Source organism: Ruegeria sp. G7 (assembly GCF_056535465.1).
The window spans coordinates 210576-226173 of record NZ_JBQFIL010000002.1; the positions used below are offsets into that span (position 1 = coordinate 210576).

The following is a 15598-nucleotide window of genomic DNA, read 5'->3' on the forward strand; positions in this document are numbered from 1 at the left end:
GTCGATGACACCGCTCATCGATGTAATATTCTTGCTGTTGCTCTTCTTCATGCTCACCTCGACCTTTTCGAAATTCGGCGAGATTGAACTAACGAGCTCAATCGGAGGCAACGCGCAAACCAGCGAACCGTCAGAGCGGACTTTTCTGCAGCTCGGAGCCGACCGTCTGGTATTGAACGGGACATCAACCACGCTGGACGATCTCGTGACGCAGGTCGAGACCGGGCAGCTTCTTGTCAGCCTTGACGACGACGTGACCGCACAGCGCCTTGCGGATTTGCTGGTCCGTCTGCGCGGACGCGACGGGCTCAGCGTGTTGGTGCTGGAGTGAGCGGATGATCCAACCGTCCACCCCCCGCCGCAAGCGCGACTCGACCATTGCCCTGATCAATGTCGTGTTCCTGATGCTGATCTTCTTTCTGATCGCAGGGACCATAGCACCACCGCTGGACCCCGATCTGGATCTTGTAGACACAACCGAACTGGACGGGCGTGAGCCGCCCGACGCGCTGGTGCTGCACAAGGATGGCACGCTCAGCTTCCGTGGCGTGCCAACTGACGCAGAAACATTCATGGCCAATCACATTGAAGGCCCGGTCCGGATCGTCCCGGATCGCGAAGCACCCGGCGCGCGCCTGATCGAAGTCACCGGCCTGCTGCGCCGCAATGGCGCGCCATCCGTGTTTCTTGTAACAAAGCGGACGCTGCAATGATCCGCGGGTCGGTCATAGTTGCCGTATTGGCCATTCTGTTGTCGCTGATCCTGCATATCTTTGGCTTGAGCATGACCGCAGCGCCCGTCGCGGATGCGCCATCCACACAGGGCAATAGCGACGCGGTGGACCTGAGTAACAGTTTCGAAGATCTGGCAGAGACGCCGACCGACCCGGAAGAACCCGAAGCCGCCGAGACCCCGGAGCCGCAAGAGGCAGAGATCCCGACCAGCGAAGCTCTGGTAGCCTCGGACGATCCGCAACGGGTCTTCTCCCCCGATTTTGGTGAGGCCGAAAGGGTTCAGCCTGACGTGGTCGAGCCGCAGGACGCAGAGCCCGCCGACCCGTCCGATAGCGACGACCCAGCACGCGCCGATACCGAGACGGTAGAGCCGACCTCGGTCGATGAAACGGCCGAAATCCCGCAAGGGGAACCGGTTGCGGAAGCCGACCCTGTCGAGGCCGAGACGCCAGCGCCCGCCGTGATCGAAGCCATCGAGCCCGCGGAAGACGCAGACATCGCAGTGTCAGAGCAGGCCGTGACGGAATCCGTCCGCCCACGCCTGCCGGACCGCAAACCGACCGATGCCCCGGATGGGGCGACCGACAGCAACGACCAGTTCGCCCAATTGCGCTTTCCACAACAATTGATCGAATCTCCCTTGCAGACGTTTCAGCGTCAGGGGACCGATGCCTTCACCCGAGGCGATCAAGAGCGTCAGTCAGGCGGGCGCGGACCGGGCAATTCAAATACGACGAACTATGCTGGTCAGGTGCTGGTGCATCTGAACCGAACGCCTGCTGTGTTTGTCCCGGTCCGGGGCTTCGCGCGTGTCTTCTTCCAGATCGACCCCGATGGCTCGCTTGCATGGGTCGAAATCACCGACAGTTCGGGCTCGAACCAGATCGACCGCGCCGCCCGAGAGCAAATTCGCCGGGCCGCCCCGTTCCCGCCCCCACCGGGCGGTGTCAGCCGCAAACTGTCCTTCTATTATCAGAATGGCTAAGCGCCAGCCCGGTCAGCCGTTCTCGGCCTTTGACGAATAATAATATGCGATCGCCTGCGCCCGGTTCTTGATCGACAGCTTTTCATAGATGTTCGACAGGTGAAACTTCACCGTATTGGTTGAGATTTGCATCTCTTTCGACAATTCGCGGTTCGACATGCCCCGGGCCAGCGCTTCAAGAATAGCAACTTCCTTGCGTGACAAGGTTTGCAGGGGGTTCTGTTGCATTTTGCGCACGTCGATGAACGGAAACACCATCTTGCCTTTTGCCACATCGACGCAGGTTTCCAGCAAACCCTCAACCTCACCCGAACGCGGCGCGAACCCGGCGGCCCCGGCCTGCATCGCCTGTCGCGGCACATCTCCGGCCTCATCCCCATAGACGACAAAGCGCGGCGCGTTGGCCTGTTCGCGCAGGACCTCGATCAATTTGGCTGCGCCCAAAGCAGGCAGTTCCCACGATACGATCCCGACCTGAACCGGCACCCGCATCACCGTGCCCAGAAATCCCTCGGCGGTGGCCGAGGTTGCAACCAAAGAGAATCGCGGGTCGCGTTCAAAAATCTCGGACATGGCCGACAACACGAGCGGGTTGTTGTTCGCGAGCATGACATCGACCGGACGCTGAGATGTGTTGGCCATTGTTTTCCTGCCTGTTTTCCACCCTGTCCCATCCGTTTGGGTAGGTACATTTTTGGTATACATCCGTATATTTACCTATATGGGTAGGTTATTTACCACCCAATTAGATATCCCAAAGCAGTAGTAAGTTACGTTGCGCGGTGGCGCAAGTTTCGGTTTTCCTTTGCGTCAACGCGACCGACGGGGCCAGAGCCCCTGACGCTGAGGAGGATTACATGACTTATCAAATCTACCCCACGCTCGAAATCCCCGAGACACTGGCCGCAGGCCCCGGGCCGGGCAATACCGACGCCCGCGTTCTGCAGGCCTTCACCAGCGCTGGCGTTGCCGATCACATGCAGGACGACGTTCTGCGCGGCATGATCGAATGCAAGCATATGCTGCGTCAGATCTGGGGCACCGCCAATACCTATACCTTCGCGGTTGCGGGTACCGGCTGGAGCGGGCTGGATACCATGTTCTCAGCCGTGATGCCCGGTGACAGCGTTGTGGCGTTCACCAACGGCACCTTCTCGGGCATCGACGCGCTGACCCTGCGGATCAAGGCAGCAACGCCCGCTGAGCACGCCGCGAGTCCGCTGGACCCGCAAGCCGCCAGCGTGACTGTGATCGAAGTGCCTCATGGCCAGCCGGTTACTGGCGAGATGGTTGATGAGGTTTTGGCGCGGCACAAACCCAAATGGGCCTTCATGGCGCATTGGGAAACCGGCTCGGGCCGCGTGAACGACATTCAGGGCTTTTCGGATGCATGCGAACGTCATGGCGCGATGGGCCTGATCGACGCAGTATCGTCGCTGGGTGTCGCGGATTTCCGTATCGATGACTTCCCGGGCGTCGCCGGTTGGGCCTCGTGCCCGCAGAAAGGCCTGTGCTGCCTGCCGCTGACCTACGCGCCTGTTAGCTTTACTGACGCCTATATCGACGCGCTGAAAACCTCGGGCGCTTATACCTACGTCCACAACCCCATCTTCGAGGCCCGCCACTGGGGTATCGTTGACGGTCAGGATGTAGAAAAGGGCACCTATCATCGCACCCATTCCGGCTACGCCGTCGCCGCTTTCCATGAATCCCTGCGCCTGACCCTGCAGGAAGGGCTGGCCAAACGCGCACATTCCTACCGCACGCATGAGACTGTTCTGCGCGATGCCGTCACCGCCATGGGCTGCGAGGTCACCTCGGACATGCCCAGCCTTGTGGTGCTGAACTTGCCAGCAGAGCTGGAAGGGCGCGAGATGGAGCTGGTGCAGAACTGCCGCGCCCGCGGCTTTGGCATCTGGCCAACGCTGAGCGCTCCGGTTCAGGTCCGCATCGGCATTCTGAACCAGCTGAACCACCAGTCGATCAGCCGCATCGTCCGACTGTTCGCCGAGGCGATCCGTGAAATGGGCGGTTCGGTCGATTTTGAAGCCATCGAAGCGCTGCTGGAAAGCCGCTACGGCACATCTATCGCTGCATAAACGGGAGGGAATGCAGATGGATATTCACGAATATCAGGCGAAAGAACTTCTTTCGAAGTTCGGTGTCGAGGTCCCTTCGGGGGCGTTGGCCTACAGCCCCGAGCAGGCAGCCTATCGCGCACGCGAGCTGGGTGGCGACAAGTGGATCGTCAAGGCACAGGTCCATGCCGGTGGGCGCGGCAAGGCTGGCGGTGTGAAACTTTGCAACTCGGAAAGCGAGATTCACGAGGCTTGTGATGAGATGTTCGGTCGCAAGCTGGTCACGCATCAGACCGGGCCCGAGGGCAAGGGTATCTACCGCGTTTATGTCGAATCCGCCGTGCCGATTGATCGAGAGATCTATTTGGGTTTTGTGCTGGACCGCTCGAGCCAGCGGGTGATGATCGTGGCCTCCTCCGAAGGCGGGATGGAGATCGAAGAGATTTCCGCAGATCGTCCCGACAGCATCGTACGCTCGATTGTTGAACCTGCGGTTGGGCTGCAGGAGTTCCAGGCCCGCGAGATCGCGTTCAAACTGGGGCTTGAGCCGAAGTTGACCCAGCACATGGTCCGTACGTTGCAGGGCTGCTATGCCGCGTTCAGCGAGCTGGACGCGACCATGGTCGAGATCAACCCGCTGGTCGTCACCGGCGATGATCGTGTTCTCGCGTTGGATGCGAAGATGAGCTTTGACGACAACGCCCTGTTCCGCCGCCCGCAAATCGCCGAATTGCGCGACAAAAGCCAGGAAGACCCGCGCGAAAGCCGCGCCGCAGATCGTGGCCTGTCTTATGTCGGTCTGGACGGCAATATCGGCTGCATCGTGAACGGGGCCGGTCTGGCGATGGCCACGATGGACACGATCAAGCTGGCCGGTGGCGAGCCTGCCAACTTTCTGGATATCGGCGGCGGGGCCTCGCCCGAGCGGGTGGCCAAGGCCTTCCGTCTGGTGCTGTCCGATGACAACGTGCAGGCGGTGCTGGTCAACATCTTCGCAGGGATCAACCGCTGTGACTGGGTGGCCGAGGGTGTCGTTCAGGCTCTGCGCGAGTTGGAGATCGACCTGCCAGTGATCGTCCGTCTGGCAGGCACCAATGTCGAGGAAGGTCAGAAAATCCTCGCCAAATCGGGCCTGCCGATCATCCGCGCCACAACCCTGATGGAAGCCGCCGAACGCGCCGTGGGCGCATGGCGCAACGATCTGTCCCAAAACACCAAGATGAGGGCCGTGTAATGAGCATTCTTCTGGACCGCGACACCCGCGTTATCGTTCAGGGCATCACCGGACGCATGGCGCGCCTGCACACCAAGGACATGGTGCAGTACGGCACCAATGTCGTCGGCGGCGTCGTCCCCGGCAAGGGCGGCGAGACCGTCGAAGGCGTTCCGGTTTTCGACACCGTCAAACAGGCGGTCGAGGCCACAGGCGCCGACGCCAGCCTTGTCTTCGTGCCCCCTCCGTTCGCGGCGGATTCGATCATGGAGGCCGCAGATGCCGGTATCCGCTATTGCGTCTGCATCACCGACGGCATCCCCGCGCAGGATATGATCCGCGTAAAACGCTACATGTACCGCTATCCCAAGGACAAGCGCATGGTGCTGACCGGCCCAAACTGCGCAGGAACCATCAGCCCCGGCAAGGCGCTGTTAGGGATCATGCCGGGTCACATCTACCTGCCGGGCAATGTGGGCATCATTGGGCGCTCGGGCACGCTGGGGTATGAGGCTGCAGCACAGTTGAAAGAACGTGGCATCGGTGTGTCCACCAGCGTCGGCATCGGCGGCGACCCGATCAACGGCTCGTCCTTCCGCGATATCCTTGAGCGGTTCGAACAGGACGAAGACACCGAGGTTATTGCTATGATCGGTGAGATCGGCGGCCCTCAGGAAGCCGAGGCCGCGGAATATATCCGCGATCACATCACCAAGCCCGTTGTCGCGTATGTCGCGGGTCTGACCGCGCCCAAGGGCCGGACCATGGGTCATGCGGGTGCCATCATCTCGGCCTTTGGTGAAAGCGCCAGCGAGAAGGTCGAAATCCTGTCGGCGGCGGGCGTGACCGTGGCCGAAAACCCTGCAGTGATCGGCGAGACCATCGCCCGTGTCATGGGAAAGGCTGCGTGATGGTCAAACCTTCGGTCCTTGTCACCCGTCGCTGGCCTGCCGCCGTCGAGGCGCAACTGGCCGAGAACTATAACACCGTGCTGAATACCGGGGACAAACCAATGTCCCCGGCCGATCTCCGCGAAGCATTCAAGAGATATGACGCGGTTTTGCCCACCGTAACCGACACGCTCAGCGCAGAGGCACTGGACGTGCCCGCCGCTCAGACCAGAATTCTGGCCAACTACGGTGTCGGCTACAGCCATATCTGCGAACCGGCGGCCCGTGATCTGGGCATGACCGTCACCAATACACCGGACGTATTGTCCGAATGCACCGCCGATCTGGCCATGACGCTGTTGCTGATGGCCGCCCGTCGCACGGGTGAGGGCGAGCGTGAGCTGCGCGCAGGTGGCTGGACTGGCTGGCGCCCGACCCATCTGGTCGGCACCAAAGTCAGCGGCAAGACGCTGGGCATCATCGGCTTTGGCCGCATCGGTCAGGAAATGGCCCGCCGTGCTCATCATGGGTTCGGCATGAAAATCCTCGTGCAGAACCGCAGCGCTGTGTCTCCCGACCTGCTGAAGCAATTCAACGCCACGCAGGTCGAGACGGTGGACGAGCTGCTGCCGCAGTGCGATTTCGTCTCACTGCACTGCCCCGGCGGGGCCGCGAACCGACATCTGATCAACGGGCGCAGGCTGGACCTGATGAAAGCCGGTGCCTTCCTGATCAACACTGCGCGCGGCGAGGTGGTGGATGAGCACGCACTGGTACAGTCGTTGATGTTCGACACGATCGGCGGCGCAGCGCTGGATGTTTTTGACAGCGAGCCGCGCATCAGCCCCGACCTGCTGCAATGCGACAATCTGGTAATGCTGCCGCATCTGGGCAGCGCCACAAAGGAATCGCGCGAGGCTAAGGGCTTTCGCGTGCTGGACAATCTGGGTGACTTTTTCGCAGGCCGCCCACCCCGTGACCGCGTGATCTGACGCACACTTCTTTCAAAGGACTCAAACTCATGAGCTTTTACGCCATCGAACAAGCGCCTGCGCGCCTGAACCGCAGCGAACTCGCCGTACCGGGCAGCCAGCCCGGTATGTTCGAAAAAGCCGCCAAATCGGATGTGGACGTGATCTTCCTCGACCTCGAAGACGCGGTTGCGCCGGACGAAAAAGAACAGGCCCGCAAGAACATCATCGCGGCCCTGAACGATATCGACTGGGGCAGCAAGACCATGTCCGTGCGCATCAACGGGCTGGACACTCATTACATGTATCGCGACGTGGTGGATGTTGTGGAACAGGCCGGAGAGCGACTGGACCTGATCATGATCCCCAAGGTCGGTACCGCTGCGGATGTCTATGCCATCGATATGATGGTGACCCAGATCGAAGACGCAATGGGCTACAAGAAGCGTATCGGATTCGAACACATCATCGAGACCGCCCTAGGTATGCAGAATGTCAGCGAAATCGCCGCCGCCTCGAAACGCAATGAAAGCCTGCATTTCGGCGTGGCGGACTATGCCGCCTCGACCCGCGCGCGGACCACGATCATCGGTGGCGTGAACCCCGATTACTCGGTGCTTACCGACCCGGATGGTGACGCGGCCCGCGCGACCCATTGGGGCGATATGTGGCACTACGCGCTAGCCCGTATGGTGGTTGCGGCCCGCGCCAATGGCCTGCGCCCGATTGACGGTCCGTTCGGTGATTTTCAAGACCCCGAGGGCTATAAGGCCGCAGCAAAACGCGCTGCTGTTCTGGGCTGCGAGGGCAAATGGGCCATCCACCCCAGCCAGATCGCGCTGGCGAACGAGGTCATGTCGCCCGGCGAGGCTGAAGTCACCAAGGCGCAGCGGATACTGGAAGCAATGGCCGAGGCCGAGGCCGCTGGCAAAGGGGCGGTTTCACTGGACGGTCGCCTGATCGACTATGCCTCGATCCGTCAGGCCGAAGTGATGGTCGAAAAGGCACGCCAGATAGCTGCCGCATAACCAGTCGTGAAATCCCGATCACACCTGCGCCCCCGGTCAGGTGTGATCCCCCATGTGACCCTATCAATTAAATCAGTGGTTTACGGAATCGCTCAGCTGCGCCTAACCTGACGTTATCGGCACCTTTCAGGATAGGACAGTGAAAATCATATCAGGCGGACAGACCGGTGTGGACATGGCGGCGCTTGAATTCGCCCGCGTCCACGGCTTGCCCTACGGAGGGTGGGTGCCAAAAGGCCGTACCAATGAACTGGGGCGCATACCCGAAGAGTTCAGCGGGCTGACTGAAGCCCACTCGACAGATGTTAACGTTCGCACGCGATTGAATGTGACCTCAAGCGACGCAACCGTCGTGTTTGTCGATGGTTCAATTAGTCCGGGCACACAAGAGACGATTGCACTGGCCTCTGGCACAGGCAAACCACATCTTATGGTTGACCTCAGGGCCGGGATAGAGCCTTGCGCGCAACAAATTGAAACCTGGTTGCTTGCTCATCCGGTCAGCATCCTGAATATTGCCGGTCCGCGCGCATCGGAAGCGCCCGACATCGGGGCTCAGGTCGCCGAAGTATTGAAGCGCAATCTGCTTTTGCTGAGCAGTTGACCCAGAGGCCGATCTGCTCGCTGCATTCGTACGGATGCGGTTGGGCTGACATCCCAACCCCGGAGGCTCAGTATCGGCAATTTATTTTGATATCGCCGCAATACAGCACCAGACATAGCCATATGGCGTATGATCCTATAGTCTCGGCCCCACCTTCGCGACTCTGACCCGGGACGCGGAGCGGGGGATAGTTTGTTGTGGGGCACGGAAATGGGGGGCATTTCGTCCGTTCCAGGTTCAATACCGATTGGGTGCGCCGCGCATGATTGCGGTGCCGATGACGGTTGCAGAGACTGTCGATGGTCGTAAAAGCAACAGGCCCAGATACCGACCTTGGCGGGATGGAGCACAGGCACCTTACGGTGATGTTGGCGGATCTCGTCGGTTCGACGGTGCTTGCCCAGACGCTTGAGCCCGAGGACCTGCTATCGACCACATTACGCTATCAGAAACTGGTGGAACAAGCTGCGGCAGCCTATGGCGGAAAGGTTCTGCAAATCGTTGGTGACGGAATCCTCGTCGCCTTTGGCTGGCCCGCCGCCGCTGAGAACAACGCAGAGCGCGCATTGCGCACGGCACTGCGTATCCATAGCGATCTGGAAGCGCTGCCAGGCCCCGTTGATCTGAGCTGTCGCATCGGAATCGCATCTGGAATGGTGTTGGTTGGCGATATCGCGCTTGGCTCTGACATTCAGCCTGATGCCATCTTCGGCACGACACTGAACCTTGCCGCACGGCTGCAGTCGCTGGCGGCACCGGGCGAAACGATGGTATCGGGCGCCGCACGCACGCTGGGCGCAGGGCAGCTGGAGTTCGAGCCTTTGGGCACTCAGGCACTGGCCGGTTTCGATCAGCCGGTGCCGGTCTATCGTCTGGCAGGCCCCGCAAAAGAGACCACATATCGGCGGGATCGGACAGTCCTGATCGGGCGCGACACCGAGCGCGCCGAGTTATCCAGCGCCTGGTCCCATGCACAGGACGGGCATGGCAGGGTTATCCAGATATCGGGCGAAGCGGGTATCGGAAAATCGCGGTTAATCCGCGACTTCCGAAAAGCAGCGGCGCCTCGGGCGTGGGTGACCTATCATTGCAGCCCGTTTCATCAGAATACACCGTTTCACCCTTTCACGCTTCAGCTTGAGCAATGGTGCGGTATTCAAAGCGGCGACGATACGGATGCAAGGCGCAACCGATTGTTGCATCATCTGACCGATATTCTTGATCAACCCCAGCTCGAGACGCTCTTTTTCATCCTTGCGCCCGGCCCTGGCGATTGCGGGGCAACAAGCGAAGATGAACTGCGCGCGAAGCTCTCGCAAATTTTTCTGCGGGTCTATCAACGGCTCAGTGCAGATGGGCCGGTTATGGTCGTGGTCGAAGACCTGCAATGGGCCGATCCCTCGACCGTCTGGATCCTGGGCAACGTCGCAGAACAACTGACCACGCTGCCCGTCCTGATGCTCATCGCCTCGCGTGAGGCCGTTCCAGACGCGTTTGCAGAGCAGGTTCCGTCGCTGCGCAAACTGCATCTTGAACCTTTGGACAGGTCAGACGCCACCGCGCTGGCTCAGGCCGCGGCTGGCGCGGCGCTGGATCAAGATACGACGGCACAGATCATAGCGCGAAGTAATGGGGTTCCGCTTTTCATCGAGGAATGCGCCGTTGCGGTTGCGGCCTCTCCGCGTCGGGCTGCGGGCGACATTCCCAGTACACTGCATGATCTTTTGGCTCAGCAAATCGACGCCACCGGTGACGTGCGGCGCGCGGCTGTTGATGCATCCGTGATCGGTGGTGCCTTCGACGCAACGATGCTGTCGCATATCAGTGACATCAGTGTCGCTGATGCCGAAGAAGCGATCACCCAGCTTGCGGCCGACGGAATGCTGCAACCCCTGCCAAAGCCCGGACCGCGCCACAATCAGAGCTGGCGGTTCCGCCACGAACTGGTGCGCGAAGCTGCCTACCAAAGCCTTGTTCGCGATCGCCGTGTCCACCTGCACCAGCGCGCCGCCGAAGCGCTGAGCGCACAGAGCGAAGCCGCGCGACAGCCCGAATTGATTGCCCGCCATTGGGAACGCGCGCGCAACCCCCGAGCGGTAGCCGCATGGATCGAGGCCGCGCGCCAAAACCTGCGCCGCCACGCCAACAGCGAAGGTGCGCAGCAGGCCCGCAATGGCTTGCAACTGCTAAGCGCCCTGCCCCCCGAACAGCGCGATGAGGCCGAGTTGAGCCTTCAGTTCCTGTTGGCCGCAGCCGAGCGCGTCCGGTTCGGATATGGCGCACAACCCGCCATTGATGCTTTCACCCGCAGCTTTGAACTTGCCAAAGAACTTGACGACCGCCGCACGTTGGTACGCGCCGGGCGTGGTCTGTTTACGGCGTCCATGGTGAAAGGCGATTATCGCGGCGCTGAACGCTGGGGTGCCGAGATCGTGGAGGCCTACGAGGACCATCACACCCAGATGGTCGGCCACTATATTCGCGGCGCGGCCCTGTCTCCACGCGGGAAATTTGCAGAAGCCGCCGCCGCACTGGCGCGCGCATCAAGCCATGCAAAGGCACATGCGGCAGAAGCAGGCAATGCGCCGGATATGGCTGCAATGGTACAGATCGAGGCCATGACCGCGTTGGTCCGGTGTTTTCAAGGCCAGACCGAAGCAGCGCTTGCGGCAGCAAAATCCGCTGTAGACGCTGCCAAATCACTGGACCAGCCGCTGATGCTGGCCAACGCGCTTCACTGGATGACCGAAATCCACATGCAGCTGGATCACGCCGATTATGCGCAGGTCGCCAAAACGCTGGACACTGCCGTTCGGGAAAACGGAGGCCCCTATTATCGTGCCGTTGCCATCGCACATTTGGCTGGATCAGCCATCCGCACCGGCAATGCCGAACATGGCGTCCGGCTTCTTGAAGCAGCCTGGCAAAAGATGCGCGAGACGGGTGCCGAGGCGGCCGGGGTATTGATCAATACGGAACTGGCCCGTGGCAATCTGGCCATTGGACAAATTGACAAGGGATTGTCGGCGGTCGACGCCGGTCTGGCCTGCGCGGCATCCACCGACGAACGCAACTACGAACCCGAACTGCGCCGGATACAAGCCGCGCTGATGCTCGAAAAAGGCATGCCGGTTGAAACCGCCGAGTCCACATTGCGTGCCGCCATCACGCTTGCCCGCGCACAAGGCGCACGCTTGTACGAGCTACGCGCCCTGACTGATCTGGCCTGTATTCAGCCAGAGGACGCCGATCTGGCCGCCCGCATCACAGAGCTTGGATCAGATGATCTGATCTCTTACGCCAGCGCTTAGCCCCTGCGCCCCAGTACGCAATCGTCTGGGTTGAGGCCCACCAGCGCCGCCACATCCGCAAAAGTTGACGTTCGCTTTACCACGTCAAATCCACGCGCTGTAAACGTTTCTTCGTTGTAGAGATTTTTCGACACCATTGGATTGTTCATCAGTTGCGTGATCGCGTCATACCCCACCATCGAGGTCATCAGATCGCCCATGATCACCGTCCCTTTATGCTGTTCGGCAAAGAGACCCGGGAACAATTCCACTCGATCCACATTGCAGTAGAGACGGCTGAGATCGGCCACCAGTTCATCTGCGAAAGGCTGATCCCCGACCAGTTCGGCAAAACTGGCGTGGGGTTTGCGGCGGAAATGGTGACGATAGGCATTCAGCGATGGCAGCCGGGCCTTGCGGGTCAGCGCAATTGTGGCTTCGACCGGCGCAGGAACGTCTGCCGCAGGTTTTTCGAACATGAAATCGGGCGTATTGCGCAGGGACATTCGGGCGGCAGGCTGATGTGACAGCGACTCGATCATTTTCTCAAGCCCCGTCTCTTCGACCAGCCGGGGATTAAAGCGGAACCCTTCCGTTCCAACCTGAACCCCATCAATCAGGAACCGGTCCGGGATCATGGAATGCCAGCGATAAAGCAGATTGAACTCGATCGCGATCTGGTTCGAATGCTGCCAGTGTTCCCGTCTGTTCACGCCCACAGGAAGCTTAAAGGGCATGTTGGCGATATAGCCCATATAGTCTTCCATCACGACTTTGATCAGAACCGCGATCAGCGCGCAGCGCGTGGTTTGAAAGACCCTTTCCTGATCCCACCCAGGCGTATTGCGGTGTTGTAGCCAAAAGATGTCGGCAAGCTGGTTATGCGCGCGTAGCATCAGGGTGTTCATCACCATATACCCGATGGTACCGTTGCCATTGTCCAGCCCCGTGGCGTGAAAATCCAACAAGCGTTCGTTGATCTGCTCGCTATCAAGATCAGGTCGCGCCCGGATAAGCGCATCTTGCAGCTTTTTCCTGTTGTGTAGCGGGCGACCGGCATCTTTGCCCGTGGCAAGGCTGCCATCGAACGGCGGTGCAAACTCGATCCCGCCGGAAGGGGTCCGCTGGAAAAGCTTCGGCGACCATGTCTCGCCCTTCTCATCCGTCCGGACGGCCATACGATGCGTCAGCGCACCGGTATCGGGGTCGCGTTCACGCAGCATGTCGGTCTGATAATCATCCAGGCCATATATCTGGCACAGATCAACTTCGTGATTTGAATCCGTTTGGCCGACCGGGCCATTGGGGCCAAATGTGCGCAAAAAGCTGTCGGTGAACCATTGCGCCGCCGATATGAACAGGATCGTCGAGCCCTGTGGGCACAGCAGTGTCAGCGGGCTGCCATCCATCTGCCGGCGTCGGCGGAACAGATCGGCCACCTCATCTTCGGGCGGCAGGACCGGTGAAGGGTCCTGCGGCGGCAGATGGCGACCGATCCACTTGTGGGAATAAACCCCGGACCATGTGGTGTAGTCCGCCCCAAGTGTCAGCGGGCGCGGCCGATGCACGCGTGCAGCACGCGCCAGCCGCAACGCAACCAGCCGACTGGCCAGGCCGCGGTGCACGACGAACAGATGATCAAGCAGCGTATCAACATCCAACATACCCGACCTCCGTTCAGTTATCGATTTGGAAAGCGCGCGCGCTAGGCTTAGATAGGTCCCGAGCCGGATGGCATTGATCGGCCCAAGCGGGGCATGCTCTGCAGTCACACGCCACGGCGAAAAGCTGAGCGTGTCGCCGTCATGCGGGTCAAAAGCAGCACCGCGGGCGATGGTGATGTCCGCCACCGGCGTCACAGTCCAATGGTAGGGATCGAGCGGCGCATCGGGTTGGGGGTCGCGGGCCCAGCGGATACGATTGTCGAGCGGATCGAACCCCTCTCCGGTTTGAGGAGGTTCAATGATGCAAAACTCGAACCGGTTCTCGGCGTGCTCCACGTCCCGCCGCAAATTCTGTTTGATACCATCTGGGTCTTTGACCGGCTCTGTCGGCGTGTCAGGCCGCACGCTGCGCGCAAGATATCGCACCGTCAGATCCGGCCCCAGCTGATAGGGCGTGGTGGACCAAAAATGCGAGGCGAACGGGGAATGCATCAGGTTCGAGGCGAAGTTGGCTGCGACTTTACGGTGTCGCTTGCCCTCTTTGGTCAGCAAGACACGCAAAGCCGCGCGCGCGCCTTCGCGGATCAGGCGCAAGCTCCACCCGCGACGTCCGCTCAGCGCATGTTTGATCGCCTGCCCTGCAGCGACCAAACGATTCAGGCTCTCGTAATCTTCCGGCTGGTAGCTGGGAAATGTGTCATTGTCGGTCAGAACAAAATCGAAGTCTTCGCTGATCTGCGAAATACCCAGATGGTCTAGCGCAGCGGCATCGATCAGTTTGGCTCCGGGGACATCGAACAGTTTGACAGCCATGCCATGTGCGTCAGGTTCACGGTCATCCAAATGAGCCCCATTCGAAAACCGCAGCGCCGCCTGATAGACGCCGGGTTGTGCAAAAAGGCCGTGGCGCAGATGCTGGGGTAAGTCGTCCCTAACTTGGAACCGGGCGCTGACACAGCCTTGGCTGCGCCCGTGTTGCGCCCTCAACCGTCGTCCATTCCAAAGCGGCACGGCTTCGAGGTTCTGATCGATAACATCCTGAACAAGATCGGAAGGTACAGAGTTTGCGGACATTTCTTGAAATCAACCTACTTCACAAACCAATCCCGGCTGACTTGGGCTAAGTGGGCCGAACAAATGGCAATTCTAAATTCCGGCAGCCTACACCAGTTTCCGCGAACCACCAAATGCTGAGTCCCCGACCAATCTGCGCGCCCGACCCCCCAACGCGATCAAGCCAAATGACTAGAGCGCGCGCGCTTCTTGCAAAACCCAGGCGCGGAAAGCTTCGGCATCCGCGCTGAGCCGGGTGCCGATCGTCGACAACAGATGGTAATCCTCAACGCCCGCAACAGCAAAATCGGGCAAACAGCGCTTGAGTCCGAATTTCCCGATCAGCGCATCACTGGCCGGAGGTCGGGCCAGCGCGATCCCCCCACCCGCGGCGGCGAGCGCCAGCGCAGTCAGCGTGGTATCGACATGCGTTACTTTAACCCGCTCTGGCAACACATCGGTGCCCAGCACCTGCGCCCAGTTCTTGCGATGATCCGCAACTTCTATCAGCATGTGATCACGCATATCATCAACACTTCGGATGCCCGCGATCAGATCAGGATGCGCCACAGGGATTAACGTCTCTCCGAATAAGCGGTCGGCCTGCGTACCCGGCGGCGGTTGACCAAACGCAATCCAGACCTCGGCCCCGCGGGGCGGCGTTTCAGGACGGCCCGACAGCGAGTTCACCTCCAGCGAGATAGCCGGATTCGCCGCTAGAAACTGCGGCAGGCGCGGCGCAAGCCAACCGACAGATAACAGCAGCGACACCCCGACCACCAGAGGCTCGGATCGGGGCGACGCGAGGTTGGCGGCGGCCGCTTCCATCCGGCCCAGCGACTCGCTGACAACAACCAGCAGGCTGCGGCCGTCCTCGGTCAACGTCACTCCGGCGGCTTTGCGCTCGAACAGCGGGCGCCCCAGATGCTGTTCGAGTGCGCGAATTTGCTGACTGACCGCCGGGGGCGACATGGCCAGACGCTCTGCCGCGCGCGCGAAACTGCCCGTGCGCGCGGCGGCTTCGAAAACACGCAACCAGTTAAGAGAGGGAACCCGTTTGCCCATGTTTATAGGGTAAGTTCAGCTT

Annotated in this window: 13 protein-coding genes; 10 read left to right on the plus strand and 3 right to left on the minus strand. The window is 60.5% G+C overall.

The window, feature by feature from the left end; genetic code table 11:
* Positions 1–4 precede the first annotated feature (4 nt).
* Genes ACR3EN_RS17740 through ACR3EN_RS17750 form a run of 3 tightly spaced genes read left to right on the plus strand, consistent with a single transcriptional unit; the run spans position 5 to position 1720 of the window.
* Positions 5–331 carry an ExbD/TolR family protein gene (locus ACR3EN_RS17740; protein WP_480820681.1) on the plus strand — a complete coding sequence of 109 codons (327 nt, stop codon included), beginning with the start codon at positions 5–7 and terminating at the stop codon, positions 329–331.
* A gap of 4 nt (positions 332–335) precedes the next feature.
* Positions 336–713, plus strand: a complete 378-nt coding sequence (locus tag ACR3EN_RS17745) for an ExbD/TolR family protein (protein ID WP_480820679.1) — start codon at positions 336–338, stop codon at positions 711–713.
* Complete coding sequence (locus ACR3EN_RS17750) at positions 710–1720, plus strand: energy transducer TonB family protein (RefSeq protein ID WP_480820677.1); 1011 nt, start codon at positions 710–712, stop codon at positions 1718–1720. The genes ACR3EN_RS17745 and ACR3EN_RS17750 overlap by 4 nt, the downstream gene beginning before the upstream one ends.
* Positions 1721–1732: 12 nt before the next feature.
* Here the strand turns inward: ACR3EN_RS17750 and ACR3EN_RS17755 are convergent, their stop codons facing one another.
* The gene (locus tag ACR3EN_RS17755) at positions 1733–2362 is read right to left on the minus strand and encodes a response regulator transcription factor (RefSeq protein WP_480820675.1); all 630 of its coding nucleotides are present in this window, start codon (positions 2360–2362) and stop codon (positions 1733–1735) included.
* Between the two features lie 215 nt (positions 2363–2577).
* Here ACR3EN_RS17755 and ACR3EN_RS17760 point away from each other — a divergent pair, with 215 nt between their 5' ends.
* From ACR3EN_RS17760 to ACR3EN_RS17790, 7 genes are all read left to right on the plus strand, one after another.
* On the plus strand, positions 2578–3819 hold the full coding sequence (locus ACR3EN_RS17760; RefSeq protein ID WP_480820673.1) for a pyridoxal-phosphate-dependent aminotransferase family protein: 1242 nt from the start codon (positions 2578–2580) through the stop codon (positions 3817–3819).
* Positions 3820–3835: 16 nt separating this feature from the next.
* Entirely contained in the window at positions 3836–5032 is a 1197-nt protein-coding gene (locus ACR3EN_RS17765) for a malate--CoA ligase subunit beta (RefSeq protein WP_480820671.1), read from the plus strand.
* On the plus strand, positions 5032–5922 hold the full coding sequence (gene sucD / locus ACR3EN_RS17770; protein WP_480820669.1) for a succinate--CoA ligase subunit alpha: 891 nt from the start codon (positions 5032–5034) through the stop codon (positions 5920–5922). Before ACR3EN_RS17765 ends, sucD begins: the two co-directional genes overlap by 1 nt.
* Positions 5922–6893, plus strand: coding sequence for a 2-hydroxyacid dehydrogenase (locus ACR3EN_RS17775; RefSeq protein ID WP_480870512.1), 972 nt, complete (start codon positions 5922–5924; stop codon positions 6891–6893). Before sucD ends, ACR3EN_RS17775 begins: the two co-directional genes overlap by 1 nt.
* Positions 6894–6922: 29 nt before the next feature.
* On the plus strand, positions 6923–7900 hold the full coding sequence (locus tag ACR3EN_RS17780; protein WP_480820667.1) for an HpcH/HpaI aldolase/citrate lyase family protein: 978 nt from the start codon (positions 6923–6925) through the stop codon (positions 7898–7900).
* 139 nt (positions 7901–8039) lie between these two features.
* Positions 8040–8504, plus strand: coding sequence for a putative molybdenum carrier protein (locus tag ACR3EN_RS17785; protein WP_480820665.1), 465 nt, complete (start codon positions 8040–8042; stop codon positions 8502–8504).
* A gap of 299 nt (positions 8505–8803) precedes the next feature.
* Positions 8804–11815, plus strand: coding sequence for an ATP-binding protein (locus ACR3EN_RS17790; protein WP_480918468.1), 3012 nt, complete (start codon positions 8804–8806; stop codon positions 11813–11815).
* On the opposite strand, the gene ACR3EN_RS17795 is transcribed toward ACR3EN_RS17790, so the two are convergent.
* Both ACR3EN_RS17795 and ACR3EN_RS17800 read right to left on the minus strand, forming a co-directional pair.
* The gene (locus ACR3EN_RS17795) at positions 11812–14532 is read right to left on the minus strand and encodes a peroxidase family protein (protein ID WP_480918469.1); all 2721 of its coding nucleotides are present in this window, start codon (positions 14530–14532) and stop codon (positions 11812–11814) included. The genes ACR3EN_RS17790 and ACR3EN_RS17795 overlap by 4 nt on opposite strands.
* A 171-nt stretch (positions 14533–14703) precedes the next feature.
* On the minus strand, positions 14704–15576 hold the full coding sequence (locus tag ACR3EN_RS17800) for a LysR family transcriptional regulator (protein ID WP_480820657.1): 873 nt from the start codon (positions 15574–15576) through the stop codon (positions 14704–14706).
* Positions 15577–15598: the final 22 nt, after the last annotated feature.